Source organism: Flavobacterium sp. KMS (genome assembly GCF_000813005.1).
Classification (GTDB): Bacteria; Bacteroidota; Bacteroidia; order Flavobacteriales; family Flavobacteriaceae; genus Flavobacterium.
Map to the genome: position 1 here is coordinate 136,657 of NZ_JSYP01000001.1, position 19,923 is coordinate 156,579.

At 34.9% G+C, this 19,923-nt stretch carries 9 protein-coding genes; 5 read left to right on the top strand and 4 right to left on the bottom strand.

What is annotated here, in order from left to right:
• Positions 1-239: 239 nt before the first annotated feature.
• The 5 genes from OA93_RS00575 to lgt all read left to right on the top strand — a co-directional run bounded on the left by OA93_RS00575 (position 240) and on the right by lgt (position 11,362).
• On the top strand, positions 240-7,334 hold the full coding sequence (locus tag OA93_RS00575; protein ID WP_039111140.1) for a T9SS type A sorting domain-containing protein: 7,095 nt from the start codon (positions 240-242) through the stop codon (positions 7,332-7,334).
• 412 nt (positions 7,335-7,746) lie between these two features.
• Entirely contained in the window at positions 7,747-8,418 is a 672-nt protein-coding gene (gene folE / locus OA93_RS00580) for a GTP cyclohydrolase I FolE (RefSeq protein WP_039111141.1), read from the top strand.
• Between the two features lie 137 nt (positions 8,419-8,555).
• Positions 8,556-10,037, top strand: a complete 1,482-nt coding sequence (gene cysS / locus OA93_RS00585) for a cysteine--tRNA ligase (RefSeq protein WP_039111142.1) — start codon at positions 8,556-8,558, stop codon at positions 10,035-10,037.
• A gap of 83 nt (positions 10,038-10,120) precedes the next feature.
• A complete protein-coding gene (gene yidD, locus OA93_RS24400) occupies positions 10,121-10,369 on the top strand; it encodes a membrane protein insertion efficiency factor YidD (RefSeq protein WP_082001743.1) in 249 nt (82 codons plus the stop codon).
• 63 nt (positions 10,370-10,432) lie between these two features.
• Complete coding sequence (gene lgt, locus OA93_RS00590; RefSeq protein ID WP_039111143.1) at positions 10,433-11,362, top strand: prolipoprotein diacylglyceryl transferase; 930 nt, start codon at positions 10,433-10,435, stop codon at positions 11,360-11,362.
• A gap of 466 nt (positions 11,363-11,828) precedes the next feature.
• On the opposite strand, the gene secDF is transcribed toward lgt, so the two are convergent.
• The 4 genes from secDF to asnB all read right to left on the bottom strand — a co-directional run bounded on the left by secDF (position 11,829) and on the right by asnB (position 19,907).
• Positions 11,829-14,807 carry a protein translocase subunit SecDF gene (gene secDF, locus OA93_RS00595; RefSeq protein ID WP_039111144.1) on the bottom strand — a complete coding sequence of 993 codons (2,979 nt, stop codon included), beginning with the start codon at positions 14,805-14,807 and terminating at the stop codon, positions 11,829-11,831.
• Between the two features lie 224 nt (positions 14,808-15,031).
• Positions 15,032-15,967, bottom strand: a complete 936-nt coding sequence (gene mdh, locus OA93_RS00600; protein WP_035619016.1) for a malate dehydrogenase — start codon at positions 15,965-15,967, stop codon at positions 15,032-15,034.
• A gap of 122 nt (positions 15,968-16,089) precedes the next feature.
• Positions 16,090-18,033 carry a DNA topoisomerase (ATP-hydrolyzing) subunit B gene (gyrB, locus tag OA93_RS00605; RefSeq protein WP_039111145.1) on the bottom strand — a complete coding sequence of 648 codons (1,944 nt, stop codon included), beginning with the start codon at positions 18,031-18,033 and terminating at the stop codon, positions 16,090-16,092.
• Positions 18,034-18,290: 257 nt separating this feature from the next.
• Positions 18,291-19,907, bottom strand: a complete 1,617-nt coding sequence (asnB, locus tag OA93_RS00610) for an asparagine synthase B (RefSeq protein ID WP_039111146.1) — start codon at positions 19,905-19,907, stop codon at positions 18,291-18,293.
• Positions 19,908-19,923 lie beyond the last annotated feature (16 nt).

Consider the following 19,923-nt stretch of genomic DNA (forward strand, 5'->3'; position numbering starts at 1 on the left):
AAATTTAAATCATAATCTTAAACAAATCTTGTTTACTAGATCAGTTACAAAAAAAAATTAATCATTCTGTGTGTTTAAATTTAACCTTATACAACAATCTTTTTATCTTCTGCTCTAAACGATACAATAAAAACTTATCATGTTACAATAAAAACTTATCTGGGAAAACACCACATGAGCATATTTATACCTTTGCACGATACTCAAAATATTGATTTACAACAAAATAACCAATCATCGTGAAAAAAAAACTATACCTTTTTCTTGCTTCACTGTGCCTCATTGGTGGCTACTTAAATGCCCAACAAAAGACACAGCTCCCTATCAAGGGCAGCTACAATGATGTTGCAATAACTACATCATCTAATGCTGTAAACTATACAAGTACCGGCTTATACTTAGAGGGTGGAACTACCTCTGCTCCAACCGAAACATACATCCGTTTCCAAGGAATTTCATTACCAGCAGATGCTGTTATACAGAGTGCTAATCTTATATTTTATGGAAGAAGTGCCAGTACAGTGGGCACAACCGTTACTATTTTTGGAGAAAGAGGTAATTCGGATGCATATCCTACCTCTACCGCAACAACCACCGCTACTTCAATAAAAGGACGTCAATACACATTCGATTCCGTAACATGGAATACCCCTGTTTGTGTAGCAAATAAAGAGTACACAACACCCGATGTAACAAACTTATTACAGGATATGTTTCCTGCAGGTGTAGGAAATGCCAATATATCTTTTAAACTCGCAGGAAATCAAAAAGGCTCATTTGTTATGTGGTCTTTTGACGGAAACGCTGCTATGGCTCCCAAATTACAAATAACTTTTACATCGGCTTACGGCACTTTTACAACTACCGTGTTAGCTAATACCGATGATGGTCGCGAAAATACCAATGGATCAATGTACCTAACAGATGGCTACATCAACCTAGGAGGAAGATCTGACTCTAGTAATAGTGTTGTAAGGTTTCCTGTTGTCGAAATACCAGAAAAAGCAGAAATATCAGAAGCTTACATAGAGTTTTATTCCTATGGAACAAGCCCTGCAAGTACCGTAAACATCTATACTGAATTAGCAAATGCTGCTACATACGCTACCACTTCTGGCAATGCTACCAAAAGAAACTATTCTGCAAACACAGTTAATTGGTTTACCGAGTCTTGGGTTGTGAACAATAAACTATATAGAACACCTGATCTTAAAAACATTATAGATGCAACTCGTCTATCGGGATGGCAATCGGGTCAAGCAATCGGATTTAAATTCGTCGGGCCTTTACTAAATAATGGAGCTACTGCATGTACCAATGAAATGGGTGCATCTTACAAACCACGTCTTGTAATAAAATACAAAACAGAAGGGAATGGTCCCAAAATCGAAACAAATCCGCTAAATGGAGTTTCAGCAAGCGTTATATCAACTGGAAATGATGATGCAAGAGAATATACCAATGGCAATATGGCTTTGGGAGATGGTTATATGCATTTAAGTGGACGTACTGATGGCAGCGACAGCGGTTTTATTTTTAGAAATACCCAAATTCCAGCAAATGCAGAAATCAAAGATGCTTATATCGAATTTTATGCATACGCCACAAGTCCTGCTACAACCGTAAATATATATGCTGAGAAAAGCAAAAATTTGCCTTACACAAATAATCCTAAAAGCATAACGGCTCGCGAGTATACCAATAACAACATTCAGTGGGCAACCGAAGCATGGACTAGTGATTTGGCAAAAAACCGAACTCCTAATCTAAGAAATGTTATCGACGAAATCCGTTTAAACGGATGGAAATCGGGCGAAAATATCGCATTCAAATTCAATGGAACTGGCTTAAACGATGGAGCAAGGGCTTATGCATACGAGGGATCAACACTTTACAGACCACGCTTAGTCGTAGAATATGTTAACAACGGTGCGGGCCCAAGCATAGTAGTTGACCCAAACGAAATACAAACCTCTGCCTCGATTGTGTCTACAGGAAATGATGACGGAAGAGAATATACTAACGGTAATATGGCTTTGGGAGACGGCGCTATCTTTTTAAGCGGACGTACGGATGGCAGCGACAGTGGTTTTACTTTTCGCAATACCCAAATTCCAGCAACTGCAGAAATTAAAGAAGCATATATCGAATTTTACGCTTACGCCACAAGTCCTGCTACAACAGTAAATATATATGCCGAGAAGAACCAAAAATCACCTTACAGCTATAATCCGAAAAGTATTACGGCTCGCGAATATACCACTAATAACATTCACTGGGCGACTGAAGCCTGGACTACCGATCTTGCAAAAAAAAGGACCCCTGATCTGAGAAATATCATAGACGAAATTCGTTTAAACGGATGGAAATCAGGCGAAAATATTGCATTTAAATTCAATGGACAAGCTTTAAATGACGGTGCAAGAGCTTACGCATACGAGGGATCTACACTTTATAGACCACGTTTGGTAGTTAAATATGTTAACAACGGCGCAGGGCCAAGCATAGTGGTTGACCCGAACGAAATACAAACTTATACCACGTTTGTGAATACAGGAAATGATGATGGAAGAGAATATAACAACGGTAATATGGCTTTAGGAGACGGTGCTCTCTTTTTGAGCGGACGTACCGATGGCAGCGACAGCGGTTTTATTTTTCATAATACCCAAATTCCAGCAAGTGCAGAAATCAAAGAAGCTTATATCGAATTCTACGCTTACGCTACAAGCCCTGCCACTAGCATAGATATATATGCCGAGACGAGTCAAAAACTGCCTTATACATATAGCCTTAAAAGCATTACAGCTCGTGAGTATACCAATAACAAAATCAACTGGGCAACTGAAGCCTGGACTACAGATCTTGCAAAAAACCAAACTCCTAACCTTAGAAATATTATTGACGAAATTCGTTTAAACGGATGGAAATCAGGCGACAATATTGCATTCAAATTCAATGGACTAGCCTTAAACGATGGTGCAAGAGCTTATGCATACGAGGGATCAACAAGCTACAGACCACGCCTGGTGATAAAATATGCTAACAACGGTAAGGGACCAAGAATTGTCATTGATCCAACCGAAATACAAACTTCTGCCTCGATTGTAAATACAGGAAATGATGATGGAAGAGAATATACCAATGGTAATATGGCTTTAGGAGATGGCGCTCTCTTTTTAAGCGGACGTACTGATGGCAGCGACACTGGTTTTACTTTTCGTAATACCCAAATTCCCGCAAATGCAGAAATTAAAGATGCTTATATCGAATTTTACGCTTACGCCACAAGCCCTGCTACAACCTTAGATATATATGCTGAGAAGAACCAAAAATCACCTTACACATATAATCCTAAAAGTATTACGGCTCGTGAATACACCAATAATAAGATTCACTGGGTAACCGAAAACTGGACTACCGATCTTGCAAAAAACCGAACTCCTAATCTTAGAAATATTATTGACGAAATTCGTTTAAACGGATGGAAATCGGGCGAAAATATCGCATTCAAATTCAACGGAATAGGCTTAAATGATGGTGCAAGAGCTTATGCATACGAAGGATCTTCATTTTATAGACCACGTTTGGTAATAAAATATGCTATTAACGGTGCAGGACCAAGTATAGTTGTTGACCCGAACGAAATACAAACCGAAGCTTCGATTGTAGCTACCGGAAATGATGACGGAAGAGAATATACCAACGGCAATATGGCTTTGGGAGACGGCGCTATGTTTTTAAGCGGACGTACTGATGGTAGTGACAGCGGTTATATTTTTCGCAATACCCAAATTCCGGCAAATTCAGAAATTAAAGATGCATATATCGAATTTTACGCTTACGCCACAAGCCCTGCTACATCTGTAGATATATATGCCGAGGTAAACCAAAAAATGCTTTACACATATGACCCTAAAAGCATTACGGCTCGCCAATATACCAATAATAAAATCAATTGGGTAACTGAAGCTTGGACTACTGATCTTGCAAAAAAACGAACTCCTAATCTTAGAAATATTATCGATGAAATTCGTTTAAACGGATGGAAATCGGGCGACAATATCGCATTAAAATTCAATGGGCTAGGCCTAAATGATGGTGCAAGAGCTTATGCATACGAAGGTTCCACGCTTTATAAACCACGTTTAGTGGTAAAATACGCTAATAACGGTGCAGGGCCAAGTATAGTGGCTGACCCTACCGAAACACAAACCTCTGTTTCGATTGTAACTACTGGATACGATGATGGCCGCGAGAATACTAATGGTAATATGTATTTAAGTGATGGTTATTTATCATTGGCTGGGCAATCCGATTCTTATAAAACAGGGATTCGTTTTCAAGCTGTTGAATTTCCTACTAATGCCGAAATAACAGAAGCATATATTGAATTTTATGCCTATGGTTCAAGTAATGCAACTACGGTATCTATAAAATCTGAGATTGGTGATGCGCAAACTTATTCGACAATAAAAAATAATATATCGAGCCGAGCTTATTCTGAAAATACCGAATTATGGAATACGGATACACGTGCTGATTACGCACAAAACCGTACGGTGGATATTAAAAAACTAATAGACGAAAACCGTTTAAGAGGATGGGAAGCAGGACAAAGCTTGGCTTTCTTATTTGAAGGCAAAGGCGTATCGTCTAACTATGCTCGTGTACGTTCTTACGAAGCTGGTAATATGTACAGACCTCGTTTAGTAATTAAATACAAAGACAATCAAAAAGGACCAAATGCAGCATCTGTAATTAGTGCGCTAAATAATGTAATAACTACCCCATCGCAAATGACTGGACTTGTTATTAACGAAGTATCAGCACAAGGTACCATAGATCAGAAGGAAGACTGGATAGAGATATATAATAGTCTTGATAAAATGATTCTTATCGATAGTAATGTTTCGGTATCAAATAAAGACACTAAAAAAGATCTTAATATACTAAAAAACATTCTTGTTCCTGCTAAAGGTTTTGCTGTACTAATAGCAGATAAAAAACCAGAAAAAGGAGACTTCCATCTTAATTTCGATTTAAAAAATACAGGAGGCACACTCTATTTATCGACTTTAGTAGGCAAAAAGACAACTGCTTTGGATGAATTAAAATACTTAGAAACTCCATATAATACAAGTTACGGACGAAGTACAGATGCGGCATCTACTTTAGCGGCTTTCATCAATCCTACATATAATCTATCTAATAGTGTGGGGCAACAAGGATTGGCTTTATCGTTCAGTAAAGAAAGAGGCGTATATCCAACAGGATTTGATGTGACTATCACTGCTCCAGCAGGTACTACAATTAATTATACACTAGACGGTAAGTTTCCTTCAAAAACAGTTGGAACAAAATACACCATTCCTGTTTCTATAAAACAATCTTGTGTACTTAAAGTATATGCTTATGACGCAACTGGTAATTCGGGAGTAGCATCCCACACTTACGTATTGCAAGACAATTATAAGAACGAGTTACCTACCAGTTATGCGCAATGGTATAATAAAACTTATATCTTAACAGCCGACGAATATTCAAAAGCAATAGCTGAATTACCTATCATTTCTATATCGACAGACGCAGAGATATCTCCTCTTTGGGTACAAGGCTCGTTTGAGTATATAGATAAACATATTTATAGTGACCATGCTAACTTTTTCTCAAATTCTACTACGAAACAGTTTGGACAGGCAAGTCTAGCACAATATAACGGCGGAGTTAAATTTAAATTCAACAAAAACGCAGCCGTTAAAAAAGCAAATTACCCTTTCTTTGATACCTATCCTGGTGAAGTTTATCCTACTACAAATAAGATACAAGTTATCTCATTGAAAGAAGGACAAGATGGTCCTCAGAATAATATTTACAATACTGGTTACTTACGTTTCGACGAGAAGATAACAATGAACCTTAGCAAAGAAATAGGTAAATATGCACTAGACACTCGCTATGTGAATTTCTTTATAAATGGTAAATACAGAGGCGTTAAGACCATGAGAAACGACTTTAGTTCCAATAACTTAGAAGAAGTATTTGGAGATGATGCTGATAATTACACAACCGTAAATTTACAGGATGGTAATTTTCCAGGAGGTGTTGTTGAGGAAGGCGATGGTAGTACTGCCATTTGGCAAAATATAAAGAAACTCGCAGCAGCCAAAGATTTTCAAGGTTTTAAGAATTGGGTAGATGTTGAAGACTTAATCAAATTCCAGATTATGTTTATGTTTACTGATACAGAAAACGAAGCAATTGCTATAGTACACAACTATGCACCGACTTTCATGAAAGCCAAAATGAATATAAATGATACCGATGGTGCATTTTTTGGAGGATTCACAGCCCCTACTTCAACAACAACAATGCCTGCAATAGGTTTTGCTGGTGGTGGAGGTAATTACAAACAAAAATGGATTTTAAATGATTCCAGATTAGGCCCTGGTGGCTTATTCGGCAACTTCATGGGCTCAAATACGAATCAAACTACGGGTAACCTCGAATTTAAAACACTCGTAAAAGATTATGTACAGGCAGCATTTGGAGATTCAAAAAGTACGGTTGCAGCTCCTCTTTCTGTGAGTAATGTACAGACTAAGATAAAAACTACAGTGACCGAACTGAATAATGTGTATAAACTGGACGCAGCTTATATGTCTTATGACAGAGAAGTCTACAATTATTGGAAAAATATAGATGTACCCAGAGTAATAGCTCAAGTACCTGAAAGGGTATCTTATTCATTGCAAAAATGGCAAGAATACAATATGGTTCATACTTTGCTGGCAGCACCATTTGATACAACTGTTACAGGGCATATTACAATTAACAATCCTAATACAGGAACACAAGTGTATTATACGACCGATGGTTCAGATCCTATGGGCAAAGATGGTGTTGTTTCTCCATCGGCATTTCTGTACGATGCAAATAAAGGTATTACACTTTCTACGGGGACTTATTCGTTGGTATCGAGAGCTTTTACCACTAATAACTGGGGGCCTTTGTCTAAGGCAGACGTAAAAGGTAGCCTAATGACTAAACGTTCGGCAGCAAATATTTCGGAAGAATTATTAAATACCGAAGCTCAACATGTAATTATTTACCCTAACCCTGCTTATAACGAAATTAATGTAAACTTAGAGAATACAGCTTCTGTAAATTCAACTATGAGTATTTACTCTATCGATGGAAAACTGGTACAGAACAATACCTTAACAAGTCAATCTAATACTGTAAATATTGGAAATCTAAATTCTGGATTTTATATTATAAAGATTGTAAATGGCAATGGTACAGTAAGTACACATAAGTTAATTAAAAAATAATAAAGATTTCTTCTTTTTGAGAAATGTAAATGAAGAAAACTTCTCTGATTAAATTCTGAGAGGTTTTTTTATAAATCTGCAGTAGGTTTCTATTCCAGATTAAAATGAGATTAAACCAAATGCAAATTACATTTATCTTGAACAAAGAAGAATTAATGGGCAGAGTTAATACTTTAAAACAAAACATTTTAGCCTATATTGCTAAAAATAATAGACAACAAAAGAAACAATTAGTTAATAAAGTGTGAATGATAACAACAATCAAAAGTTGTTGTCATTTCTGTTTTAGGCAACTACGTGCATCTAATCTAAAAAGTGAAGATTAAATAGTAGAAACGATAGAAAATGTTTCCCTTTTATTAATTATCTTTACGCACTCAAAAAGATATACCCAATATAATAGTAGTTTTTAATGATAAATAACGAAGATTTTTTAGACGAAATAGGTGACAATCATATCGGTTCAAGTGCGCAAAATCCAATCAGAGAAGATGCTTTTGCAATTACTGACGATGAAAAAATAGAAAAAATAAAGAAAGATGTTGAAAACATTCTACTTACACTTGGAATGGATTTGACTGACGACAGTTTAAAAGGTACTCCAAACCGAGTAGCAAAAATGTTTGTCAAAGAAATCTTTGGCGGACTTAATCCTATAAGAAAACCAAAAGCATCTACTTTTGATAATAATTATAAATATGGCGAAATGTTGGTTGAAAAAAACATTACGCTTTATTCTACCTGTGAACACCATTTATTACCAATTATAGGAAGAGCTCATGTTGCTTATATTTCTAACGGAAGAGTAATTGGTCTATCAAAAATGAACCGAATTGTTGAGTATTACTCAAAAAGACCTCAGGTTCAAGAGCGATTAACTATGCAAATCGTTCAGGAATTACAAAAAGCTCTTGGTACTGAAGATGTAGCTTGCGTTATTGATGCAAAACACCTTTGCGTAAATTCAAGAGGAATTAAAGATATCGAAAGCAGTACAGTAACATCTGAATTTGGTGGTAAATTTAAAGATCCTCAAACAAGAAGAGAATTTTTGGATTACATTAAGTTAGAAACACAATTCTAGTTTATAACATCTTTTCAAACTATATTTATAACCTAGCCCTGATGGAAGTGACATCCTTTTTCTGGCTCCTTTAGCCAGTAAAAGATATAGCGAACAGCAGGAATAGCTTCAAATAAACAATCAAACAGTAAAAAAATATGCCTTTATATACAAGTCAACATCTAAAAATATACAATTCACTTTCGGGTGAAAAAGAAAATTTCAATCCTATTCATGAGGGAAATGTTGGAATGTATGTTTGCGGCCCTACAGTTTACAGCAATGTACACTTAGGAAATGTTAGAACTTTTATGTCTTTTGACGTAATCTTTAGGTATTTTTCGCATTTGGACTATAAAGTGCGTTACGTAAGAAATATTACTGATGTTGGTCATATTGTGGATGATGTTGACGAAGGTGAAGATAAAATTGCAAAAAAAGCGCGTTTAGAGCAATTAGAACCTATGGAAATTGTACAGCGTTATACTGTAGATTTTCACGATATCCTTAAAGCTTTTAATTTTTTACCTCCAAGTATTGAACCTACAGCTACTGGTCATATTATTGAACAAATTGAGATTGTCAAAAAAATAATCGACACAGGAATAGGCTACGAAGCTAATGGATCTGTATATTTTGATGTTGTAAAATATAACGAAACCAATAATTACGGTATATTAAGCGGACGAAATATCGAAGATATGTTAGCCAATACTCGTGATCTTGATGGACAATCGGACAAAAGAAACCCACAGGATTTTGCTCTTTGGAAAAAGGCAGAACCACAACATATAATGAGATGGCCTTCGCCTTGGAGTGATGGTTTCCCTGGTTGGCATCTTGAATGTACAGCAATGAGTACCAAATATTTGGGTAATCATTTTGATATTCACGGTGGCGGAATGGATTTAAAATTCCCACACCACGAATGTGAAATTGCACAAAATGAAGCTTGTACAGGTCAAAGTCCAGTAAATTATTGGATGCATGCTAATATGCTTACCTTAAACGGAAAGAAAATGGCAAAATCTACTGGAAATAATATTTTACCAGGCGAGATTTTGAGTGGTGAAAACACTATCCTTAGCAAACCTTTTTCTGCTTCGGTAGCTCGTTTTTTCATGTTGCAGGCACACTACAGAAGCATTTTAGATTTTTCGGATGATGCAATTGTTGCTGCCGAAAAAGGATATAAACGATTGATGGAGGCTATGGATTCATTGGATACAATTGTTCCAAGCACTTCTTCTTCAATTAATATAGCAAGTTGGAAACAATTATGCTACGATGCCATGAATGATGATTTTAATACTCCTATTTTAATCGCACAATTATTTGAAGCTGTTCGTTATGTCAATTTATTAAAAGACAATAAAGAAACCATAACTTCTGAAGACTTAAACAACCTATCAACTGCTTTACGAGCTTTTGTATTTGATGTTTTAGGATTAAAAGACGAGAAAATGTCTGACTCTAATAATGATAAATTAGAAGGTGTTGTAACTATGCTAATCGGAATGAGAAATCAAGCCAGAGCCGATAAAAACTTTGCTCTTTCTGATCAAATCAGGGATCAATTGATTGAACTAGGTATTCAATTGAAAGATGGTAAAGATGGAACTTTATTTAGTGTTCAATAAAGAGTTTTTAGTACTCTGCATATGAACATTAGAAAATAGTCTTGTATTGATATTTTTAATAGCGACACTGAATTACTGAGCATATGATATCAAAAATATTAATATATCCATTTGTTTTACTCGTTCGGTTTTACCAGAATGCTATTTCTCCATTCACTCCGGCAGCTTGTCGTTTTGAGCCAACCTGTTCGAGTTATATGATTGAAGCATTACAAACCCATGGTTTATTTTATGGCGGGTATTTAGGCATCAAGCGAATATTGAGTTGCCATCCGTGGGGAAGAAGTGGCTACGATCCTGTTCCTGAAAAGAAATGCAATCACAAACATTAACTTTTTATAAAGTATAACTTTACTTTAAATATTTATTTTTACAAAATAAAAATATATTACTACATGATACACGCTTTAAACATTGTTTGGAATCCTTCGGAGGGAATTGATTTAGGTTTTTTTATGATTCGTTATTACAGCCTAATGTTCGTAATTGCTTTTGGATTAGGATGGTACATAATGAAACAAATTTTCGAACGTGAAAATGAACCAATCGACAAATTAGATTCTTTATTTATCTGGACTGTTTTAGCTACTTTAATTGGAGCACGTTTAGGTCACGTATTATTTTACGATTGGGAATATTATAGAAATCATATTTCTGAAATCTTTTTACCATTCCGCTTTAGTCCAAATTTTGAGTTTACAGGATACCAAGGATTAGCTAGTCATGGTGCAGCAATCGCAATTATAATTGCAATGTACTATTACAGCAAAAAAATATTAAAACGTCCTTTGTTATGGATATTAGACAGGGTGGTAATTCCTGTTGCCAGTGGAGCAATATTTGTACGTTTAGGTAATTTCTTTAATTCAGAAATTACAGGAAATGAGACCGACTCTATTTTTGGAATTCGTTTTTTGCATGAATATTTCAGCAAAAATGATGCAGTAAACAAAACTCAGATTGCCAATCCAAAAGACGCATATACTGCTATTGCTACAGATCCAAAATTTGCCGACTTATTAGCACAAGTTCCCGTAAAACATCCAGCACAATTATATGAAGGTTTTTGCTACATCTTTGTGTTTGCAATCCTTTACTATTTATACTGGAAAACAAATGCAAGCCAAAAACCTGGATTTTTATTCGGTTTGTTTCTAGTTCTTTTATTTGTAGTTCGTTTTATAGTCGAATTTGTAAAAGGAAGTCAAGGCGGTTTTGAAAACGAATTAGGCTTGTTTTCAACAGGACAATGGCTAAGTATTCCCTTTATAATAGTTGGAGCTTACTTTATGATTAGAGCCAATAAAAAAGCCTTAAAAAGCTAAATAAAATATACTCAATAAGAAGACCCGATACTTTCATATGAATGTATCGGGTCTTTTTTTTTACTTCAGCATTAATTACCCATTTCAGAAACTTAGCATTCCTCCTATTTTGAATTTTACTCTCAACGACTTCGCCAGATAAGCTGTCTTTTAATTCCCCCTAAGAAAGCACATGCCTTTTCTATTAACGAGCTACTTGCAAAGATTCTTCCTGCAGAAAGATAAGATTGAGTTGTATTATGAATGAAATTAGCATTCCATACTACTCAAAAGCTCAAGGCTTTTTACTATTTCAAATATTAATTATTCTTTACCCAACCTCTTAATCCTTTGTGACCTTTAACCTTTGCTACTCATACATCACTAATCTTTTATCTCTTTACCCCTTTGAAACTATATTTTTTTCACAAAAAAAAAGGATTCAATTTTCATTGAATCCTTTTTAAATATATAGTTATAAAAACTGTTATGCGTTTTTATGTCTTTCTTCAATTGATAATTTATCAGCTGCAGAAATAGAATCTACCAATACTGGAGTTGCAATAAATAACGAAGAATATGTTCCTACGATAATACCTACCAACATAGCGAAGATAAATCCTCTAATTGATTCTCCACCAAAAATGAACATGATTAATAATACCACAATCATTGTTAATGAAGTATTGATTGTTCTTGACATTGTTGTATTAATAGAGTCATTTACAATTTGTTCAAAAGAACCTTTTGTTTTCCCTGCTAAGAATTCACGAACCCTGTCAAATACAATTACAGTATCATTCATCGAGTATCCAATTACAGTAAGGATCGCCGCAATAAAGTGCTGATCTACTTCCATACCAAACGGCATGAATTTGTAACATAATGAATAAATACCTAATACGAAGATAACATCATGAGCAATAGCTGCAATCGCACCTAAACTAAATTGCCATTTTCTAAAACTAATCATTAAGTATAAGAACACAATTGCCATTGCTCCAAGTACAGCCCAATATGCATTTGTTTTAATATCCTCTGCAACAGTAGGTCCAACTTTAGAAGCTTGTAAGATACCAAGTTTCTTACCTCCATTACCTTCGAAAGAGTTAACAAACTTATCATAAGTTAATCCTTCAGAATAGTGCTTTTTCAAGTTTTCAAACAATAATTTGTTTACTTCCTCGTCAGCTTTAATACCGTGCTCTTCTACTTTATATTTAGTAGTAATTTTTAATTGGTTATCACTACCAAAAACTTTTGCTTCGGCACTACCAAAAACTACTGCTAATTCATCTTTAACAACTTCTGCCTCTACTGGTTTTTCAAAACGTATTTGGAATGTTCTTCCTCCAACGAAATCCACACCTTGATCAAGTCCGTTAATACATAATGATGTAATACTCACTACAACAACGATACTTGAGAATAAATACGTCCATTTTTTAGCTCCTAAGAAATTAAAATGGAAGTTGTTAAACATATTTTTAGAGAAATTAGTAACGAAAGTTAAATCATTCTTTCCGCTAATATTTCTATCAATAAATATTCTAGCGATAAAAATAGAAGTAAATAAAGAGGTTATAATACCAATTAACAATGTAGTAGCAAATCCTTTAATTGGTCCTGAACCAAATATAAATAATACCGCTCCTGTTAAAATATGTGTAACGTTTGCATCTGTAATAGATGACATTGCACCTCTCCAGCTATAAGAAGTTTTAATTGCTTCATCAAGTGTTTTACCTGCTCGCAATTCTTCTTTTGCTCTTTCATATATAATAATGTTCGCATCTACTGCTGTACCCATTGTTAATACGATACCTGCAATACCAGGTAAAGTTAGAACTGCACCTAAACTTGCCAAAATACCGAATAAGAAAAGTAAGTTAACTGCTAACGCAAGGTTTGCATACCAACCAGCTTTACCATAATAAATCATCATCCAAAGAGATACTAAAAGTAATCCTACAATAGCCGATGTTGTTCCATTATCAATAGCCTCTTGTCCTAGGGATGGTCCTACAACTTCTGACTGAACAATATCTGCAGCAGCAGGTAATTTACCAGCTCTTAATACGTTAGCTAAATCTTTAGTTTCTGTAACATCAAATACACCTGAAATCTCAGATCTTCCTCCTGAAATTGGACCACTAGAAACTCCTGGAGCTGAATATACGATATCATCAAGAACGATAGCAATATTACTTTTTTGAGTATAAGCTCTACCTGTTAATTCTTCCCAAGCTCTTGCACCTTGACTGTTCATTTGCATAGAAACAGCTGGTTTACCCATTTGGTCAAAAGTATCTTTAGCATCAGTTACAACACCACCGCCCATTGCAGCAATGTTATCTCTATTTCCTTTTAAAGCATATAATTCTACAGCTTCAATTTCTTTACCTTTTGCATCTTTAATATCTGTTGGTTTTCCCCAAACAAATTTTGCATAATGTTGATCAGCACCTAATAATACTCTGATATCTGGTCTTTTTAAATAACCGTTTACAACAGCAGTATCTTTTGGAGAGAAAAGACCTAAAACTGGTCCTCCACCCTGACCTAACATTTTGTCAAATAAAGGATTGTTTCCTTTTTTAGTAGCAAGTGAATCTTTACCACCTGTAAGTAAATCATTTAATGAATCTTTTACTACAGCTTTAGTTTCAACTTTATTAACTTCGGTTTTCTTTAAGGCATCATTAGCAGCCATTAAGAAATTACCCATTTCTTCAATTTTGTAAGTCTCCCAAAACTCTAATTGAGCAGTACTTTGCAATAATTTCTTGATTCTATCAACATCTTTCGCACCTGGAAGTTCAACAAGAATTCTTCCTGTTTCTCCAATTTTTTGAATATTAGGTTGAGTTACACCAAATTTATCGATACGTTTTCTTAGTACACCAAAAGCACTTTCTACAGACTCATCAACTTTTCTTTTGATAACTTTTTTCACCTGAGCATCACTCATTTGAAAATCGATACCACCTTCACCTTGCAAACTTCTGTTAGCAAAAATTTCTGGAGAAGCTAATCTTACTGTTCCATTTGAGTTTGCCTCAAAAGCTTCAAAAAACGCATCTAAATACGTTTGATTTCCTTTTAGATTTGCAGTTGCATCAGCTAATGACTTATTAAAAACTGGATTTTTAGAATTATTAGCCAATCCTTTTAAAACATCTTTAACTGAGATTTGAAGAATAACGTTGATTCCTCCCTCTAAGTCAAGACCTTTATTGATTTGCTTTTCTTTTACTTCATTAAAAGTAAAACTAGTAAATCCTAGATTGAAAACTTTTTCTTTACCAATAGAATCCAAATATTTTAATTCTTTATCAGGATTATCTCCTGCAAAAGATTTCGCATCACTTTTTACTTTATCAGCGACAAAAGTGAAGGAAAGTTGGTAAATACTTACCAATGCAAATAGAATTGCGAAAAATTTAATAAGTCCTTTATTCTGCATTATTACTAAAAATTAATTATGTTTTATAGTTTGTTTTGTTTTAAATTCCACAAAATCAAGCTGTTAAGCTGTTTTTTATATCTAAATAACGGAATCACGAATTACATTATTTTTTTTAAACCGAGCAAATATATAATTAACGAAAAGATTAACCAATTTATTTATTAATTAATCTCAAAAAAAAGACTGCAAAAGTGCAGTCTTTTCCTATTTACTCGTAAATCTTATACTAAAATCGATTTTAAAGCGTCATTCATTCCTCTAACCGCATCGGCGCTCTTTGCAAATAATGCTTTTTCCTGATCATTTAATTTGATGTCTAAAATTTCTTCTACACCATTCTTACCAATAATACATGGCACACCAATGCAAATATCATTTTGTCCGTACTCGCCTTCAACAAAAACAGAACATGCAATCATTTTCTTTTGGTCATTTAAAATACTATCAACCAAATAAGCAACAGAAGCACCCGGTGCATACCAAGCTGATGTACCTAAAAGTCCCGTAAGCGTAGCTCCTCCTACCATAGTATCGGCTGCTACTTTTTGTAAAACTTCTTCTGAAAGAAATTCCGTTACTGGAATCCCGTTATATGAAGCCAAACGTGTTAACGGAATCATAGTTGTATCACCATGACCTCCAATTACCATAGCCGAAATATCATTGGCTGGTTTATCCAGAGCTAAAGATAAATAGGTTCTAAAACGAGAACTATCAAGCGCTCCTCCCATACCTATAATTCTATTTTTTGGCAATCCTGTTGATTTCAATGCTAAATAAGTCATTGTATCCATAGGATTTGAAACTACAACAATAATAGTATTTGGCGAATGTTTCAATACATTTTCTGCAACTGTCTTCACAATTCCTGCATTGATTCCAATTAATTCTTCGCGTGTCATCCCTGGTTTTCTAGGAATTCCTGATGTAATTACTACTACATCACTACCTGCGGTTTTAGAATAATCATTTGTTACCCCAGATACTTTGGTATTAAAACCTGTATTTGTAGCACATTGCATAATATCCAAAGCTTTACCTTCAGCAAAACCTTCTTTGATATCCAACAATACTACTTCGCTTGCAATTCCTCTATAAGAAATAACGTCTGCACAAGTGGCTCCAACGTTTCCTGCTCCTACAATGGTAACTTTCATATTTTAAAATTTATTCGGTTATTAGTTAATTTTTTTTTCGGGTTAATTGTTTACTCTAAATCAATTTACTTAGCTGCTAATATAAGCAACAGTCAATTAAAAATATAAACAATTAAACTTTTTTAAGCATCAATTTTTGCATAAACTGCATTTTTCTCGATAAACTCTCTACGTGGCGGAACCTCATCCCCCATTAACATAGAGAAAACTCTATCAGCTTCTGCTAAACTATCAATTGTTACCTGACGTAATGTTCTGAAACTTGGATCCATTGTAGTTTCCCACAATTGCTCTGCGTTCATCTCTCCAAGACCTTTATAACGTTGAATTGCAGCACTTCCGCCCATTCTTTCGTTAGCTTGATCACGTTGAACATCATTCCATGCATATTCTTTTTTATTTCCTTTTTTAACCAAGTATAAAGGTGGAGCAGCAATATATACGTGCCCTTCCTCTATTAGCTCTTTCATAAAACGGAAGAAGAATGTTAATATTAAAGTAGAAATGTGGCTACCATCGACATCGGCATCACACATAATAATTACTTTATGGTAACGTAGTTTTTCTAAATTCAATGCTTTACTATCTTCAGCAGTACCAACTGTAACTCCTAAAGCTGTAAATATGTTACGAATCTCTTCGTTTTCAAACACTTTATGATGCATCGCTTTTTCAACGTTCAAAATCTTACCACGTAATGGCAAAATTGCCTGAAATGCACGATCACGACCTTGTTTTGCAGTTCCACCCGCCGAATCTCCCTCGACAAGATATACTTCGCAACGTGCTGGATCTTGCTCAGAACAATCTGAAAGTTTTCCTGGCAATCCGCCTCCACCCATTACGGTTTTACGTTGTACCATTTCACGTGCTTTCTTAGCAGCGTGACGTGCTTGAGCAGCAAGAATTACTTTTTGAACAATGATTCTAGCATCATTTGGATTTTCTTCCAAATAATTCTCAATCATTTCACTCACAGCCTGACTTACAGGCGAAACAACTTCTCTATTTCCTAGTTTAGTTTTTGTTTGCCCCTCAAATTGTGGCTCAGCTACTTTTACCGAAATAATTGCCGTAAGTCCTTCACGGAAGTCATCTCCAGAAATATCAAACTTTAATTTGTCTAACATTCCAGAAGCATCTGCATATTTCTTTAACGATCTGGTTAATCCAGTTCTAAAACCTTGCAGGTGCGTTCCTCCTTCGTGTGTATTAATATTATTTACATAAGAGAAAATATTCTCTGTATAACTTGTATTGTAAATTAAAGCTACTTCTACAGGGATTTCTCCTTTTTCATGATCCATAGAAATAACGTGTGCAATAATCGGCTCACGATTTCCATCCAGATAACGAATGTATTCTTTTAATCCTTCGTCAGAATGGAATATTTCTGTTTTAAACTCGCCTTTCTCATCAACTTCTCTTTTATCAGTAAATGTAATTGTGATTCCTTTGTTTAAGAAAGAAAGCTCACGCATACGAGCTGACAAAGTATCATATGAGAACTCTGTAGTTTGTGTAAAAATTGTTTCGTCAGGATAAAAGGTTACAATAGTTCCTCTTTTTGTAGTTTCTCCAATTTGTTTAACCGGATATAAAGCTTTTCCTTTCTCATATTCTTGCTCATATACCTTTCCGTCACTACTGTGAACAGTTGCACGTAGGTGATTTGACAAGGCATTTACTACCGAAACCCCAACACCGTGCAAACCTCCGGAAACTTTATATGAATCTTTATCAAATTTACCTCCAGCACCAATTTTAGTCATTACAACTTCTAATGCCGATACACCTTCTTTTTTATGTATATCTACTGGGATACCACGACCATTATCTTCTACACTTACAGATCCATCTTCGTTTATCGCAACACCTATGGTATCACAATGCCCTCCCATGGCCTCATCAATAGAGTTATCTACTACTTCATAAACCAAATGATGTAGTCCTCGAACACCCACATCTCCAATATACATCGATGGACGCATTCTTACATGCTCCATTCCCTCTAATGCCTGAATACTATCTGCTGAATAATTGCTCTTCTTGATTTCTTCGCTCATATAATTTATTCTAAAAAATGTAATATTTGTCTAACACGCAAATATATAAAAACGCAAATTATATATCCGTTAAAATACCATTTAAAGCACTTAAGTTATTAACATATTATTAAAAAATCAAGTTTTTAAAAGCATAAAAAACAAAAACCCTAACTCTTATAAACAACAAAATTCCAAAACACACATTAAAAATGTTGTTTTGAAATTTTGCTAATTGACTTAATTAATATTTCTAACTCAAAATGAAACTCGTTTTACTAAACTGCAACTCCCGATTTAGCAATTTCTGTATCTGCTTTTACATGTGCTGCATTTGCTCTACCACTTGGATCTTGGTTTTCTTGCCATTTTGGAATCCATTTTCTAACAGTTTGCGCTGCGCTAACCTGTGGGTAGTATTTATGAAATATTGATCTGTAAAAATAAGCTTCTTTTGTAGTTGGTGAGTTATAAGAAAACTCAACCGCTGCTCCAGCCAATTGTTCATCTGTAACTTTAGATGAACAATACTCTATTAATTGATCAATCCAGTTGTAACCTACTCCATCAGAAAATTGTTCTTTTTGTCTCCACAATACTTCTGCAGGCAAATATGGATCTTCTGGTGTATCAAAAGCTTTTCTTAAAATATATTTTTCTCTACCATCGTACGTTTTAGGCTGTTTTTCTTCTGGTTTGACACGAACTGCCACATCAAGGAAAGCTTTGTCTAAAAACGGAACCCTAGCCTCTAATCCGTGAGCCATAGTTGACTTATCTGCTCTTAACAAATCGGCAGTAAATAATTTTTGAACTCTTTCGATTGTTTCTTTTTGAAATTCTTCAGCAGATGGAGCATTTCTAAAATATAAATATCCTCCAAAAATCTCATCTGCTCCTTCTCCTGAAAGCACTACTTTTATTCCCATATCAGTAATTGCTTTAGATAAGAAATACATTGGCGTACTTGCACGAATTGATGTTACATCGTAAGTTTCCAAATGCCAAACTAATTTATCTAGAATTTCAATCCCTTGCTCTATCGTAAAATGTATTTCGTGGTGCTCAGTTCCTAAAAACTCAGCCACTTTTTTAGCCGCTTTTGCATCTGGAGCATCTGCATCTAATCCGATAGAAAATGAATGTAGTTTCTCACCCCTTTCAGCCAATAATCTTGAAGCAATTGCCGATGTTAAAGATGAATCTAACCCTCCTGAAAGTAATACTCCGATTGGTACATCACTCATTAAACGCTTACGAGTTGCCTCTGTCAAAGTCTCTCTGATTAAGTCTAAATCTAAATTTTGATCTGCCTTTAAATAATCTTCATATTCTGGTTGGTAGTATTTTACAAATCCTGTTTTTGGCGTATAATAATGTCCTGGAGGAAAAGTCGAAAATGACTTACATTGATCTGCAATAGGTTTCATTTCTGATGAAAAATAGATTCTTCCTCTTTCATCCAAGCCATAATACAAAGGCTTTACTCCTAACGGATCTCTTCCTGCAATAAAATCATCTCCATCGATCACTACAAAAGCCCAATCTCCATCCAGCATGTTACAAAAATCATAACCAAACTCTTCATACAAATGAACAATTACTTCTGAATCAGACTTTGTTCTAAAAGTATGCCCTTTTAAAACACCATCTCTTAAAGCCTGATGATTGTATATTTCACCATTATGAACCATCCAAGCAGAAGATGTTCCCTGGATAGGCTGTTTTCCCGAATGTAAATCTATAATAGAAAGACGTTCATGACTCATGATATGCCCTTTTTCCATTATATGCAAATCACTTTCATCTGGACCACGATGTGACATTCTTTCTGAAAGTTCTTTTACAAGTTGCGGGTCTTTTCCTTTTCCAATAATGGTTAATATTCCACACATAACTATATATTTTTAA

Coding starts and splice junctions, on each gene's coding strand:
- asnB (WP_039111146.1), bottom strand. CDS start 19,907: ATGTGTGGAATATTAACCATTATTGGAAAAGGAAAAGACCCGCAACTT.
- secDF (WP_039111144.1), bottom strand. CDS start 14,807: ATGCAGAATAAAGGACTTATTAAATTTTTCGCAATTCTATTTGCATTG.
- yidD (WP_082001743.1), top strand. CDS start 10,121: ATGATATCAAAAATATTAATATATCCATTTGTTTTACTCGTTCGGTTT.
- lgt (WP_039111143.1), top strand. CDS start 10,433: ATGATACACGCTTTAAACATTGTTTGGAATCCTTCGGAGGGAATTGAT.
- gyrB (WP_039111145.1), bottom strand. CDS start 18,033: ATGAGCGAAGAAATCAAGAAGAGCAATTATTCAGCAGATAGTATTCAG.
- cysS (WP_039111142.1), top strand. CDS start 8,556: ATGCCTTTATATACAAGTCAACATCTAAAAATATACAATTCACTTTCG.
- folE (WP_039111141.1), top strand. CDS start 7,747: ATGATAAATAACGAAGATTTTTTAGACGAAATAGGTGACAATCATATC.
- mdh (WP_035619016.1), bottom strand. CDS start 15,967: ATGAAAGTTACCATTGTAGGAGCAGGAAACGTTGGAGCCACTTGTGCA.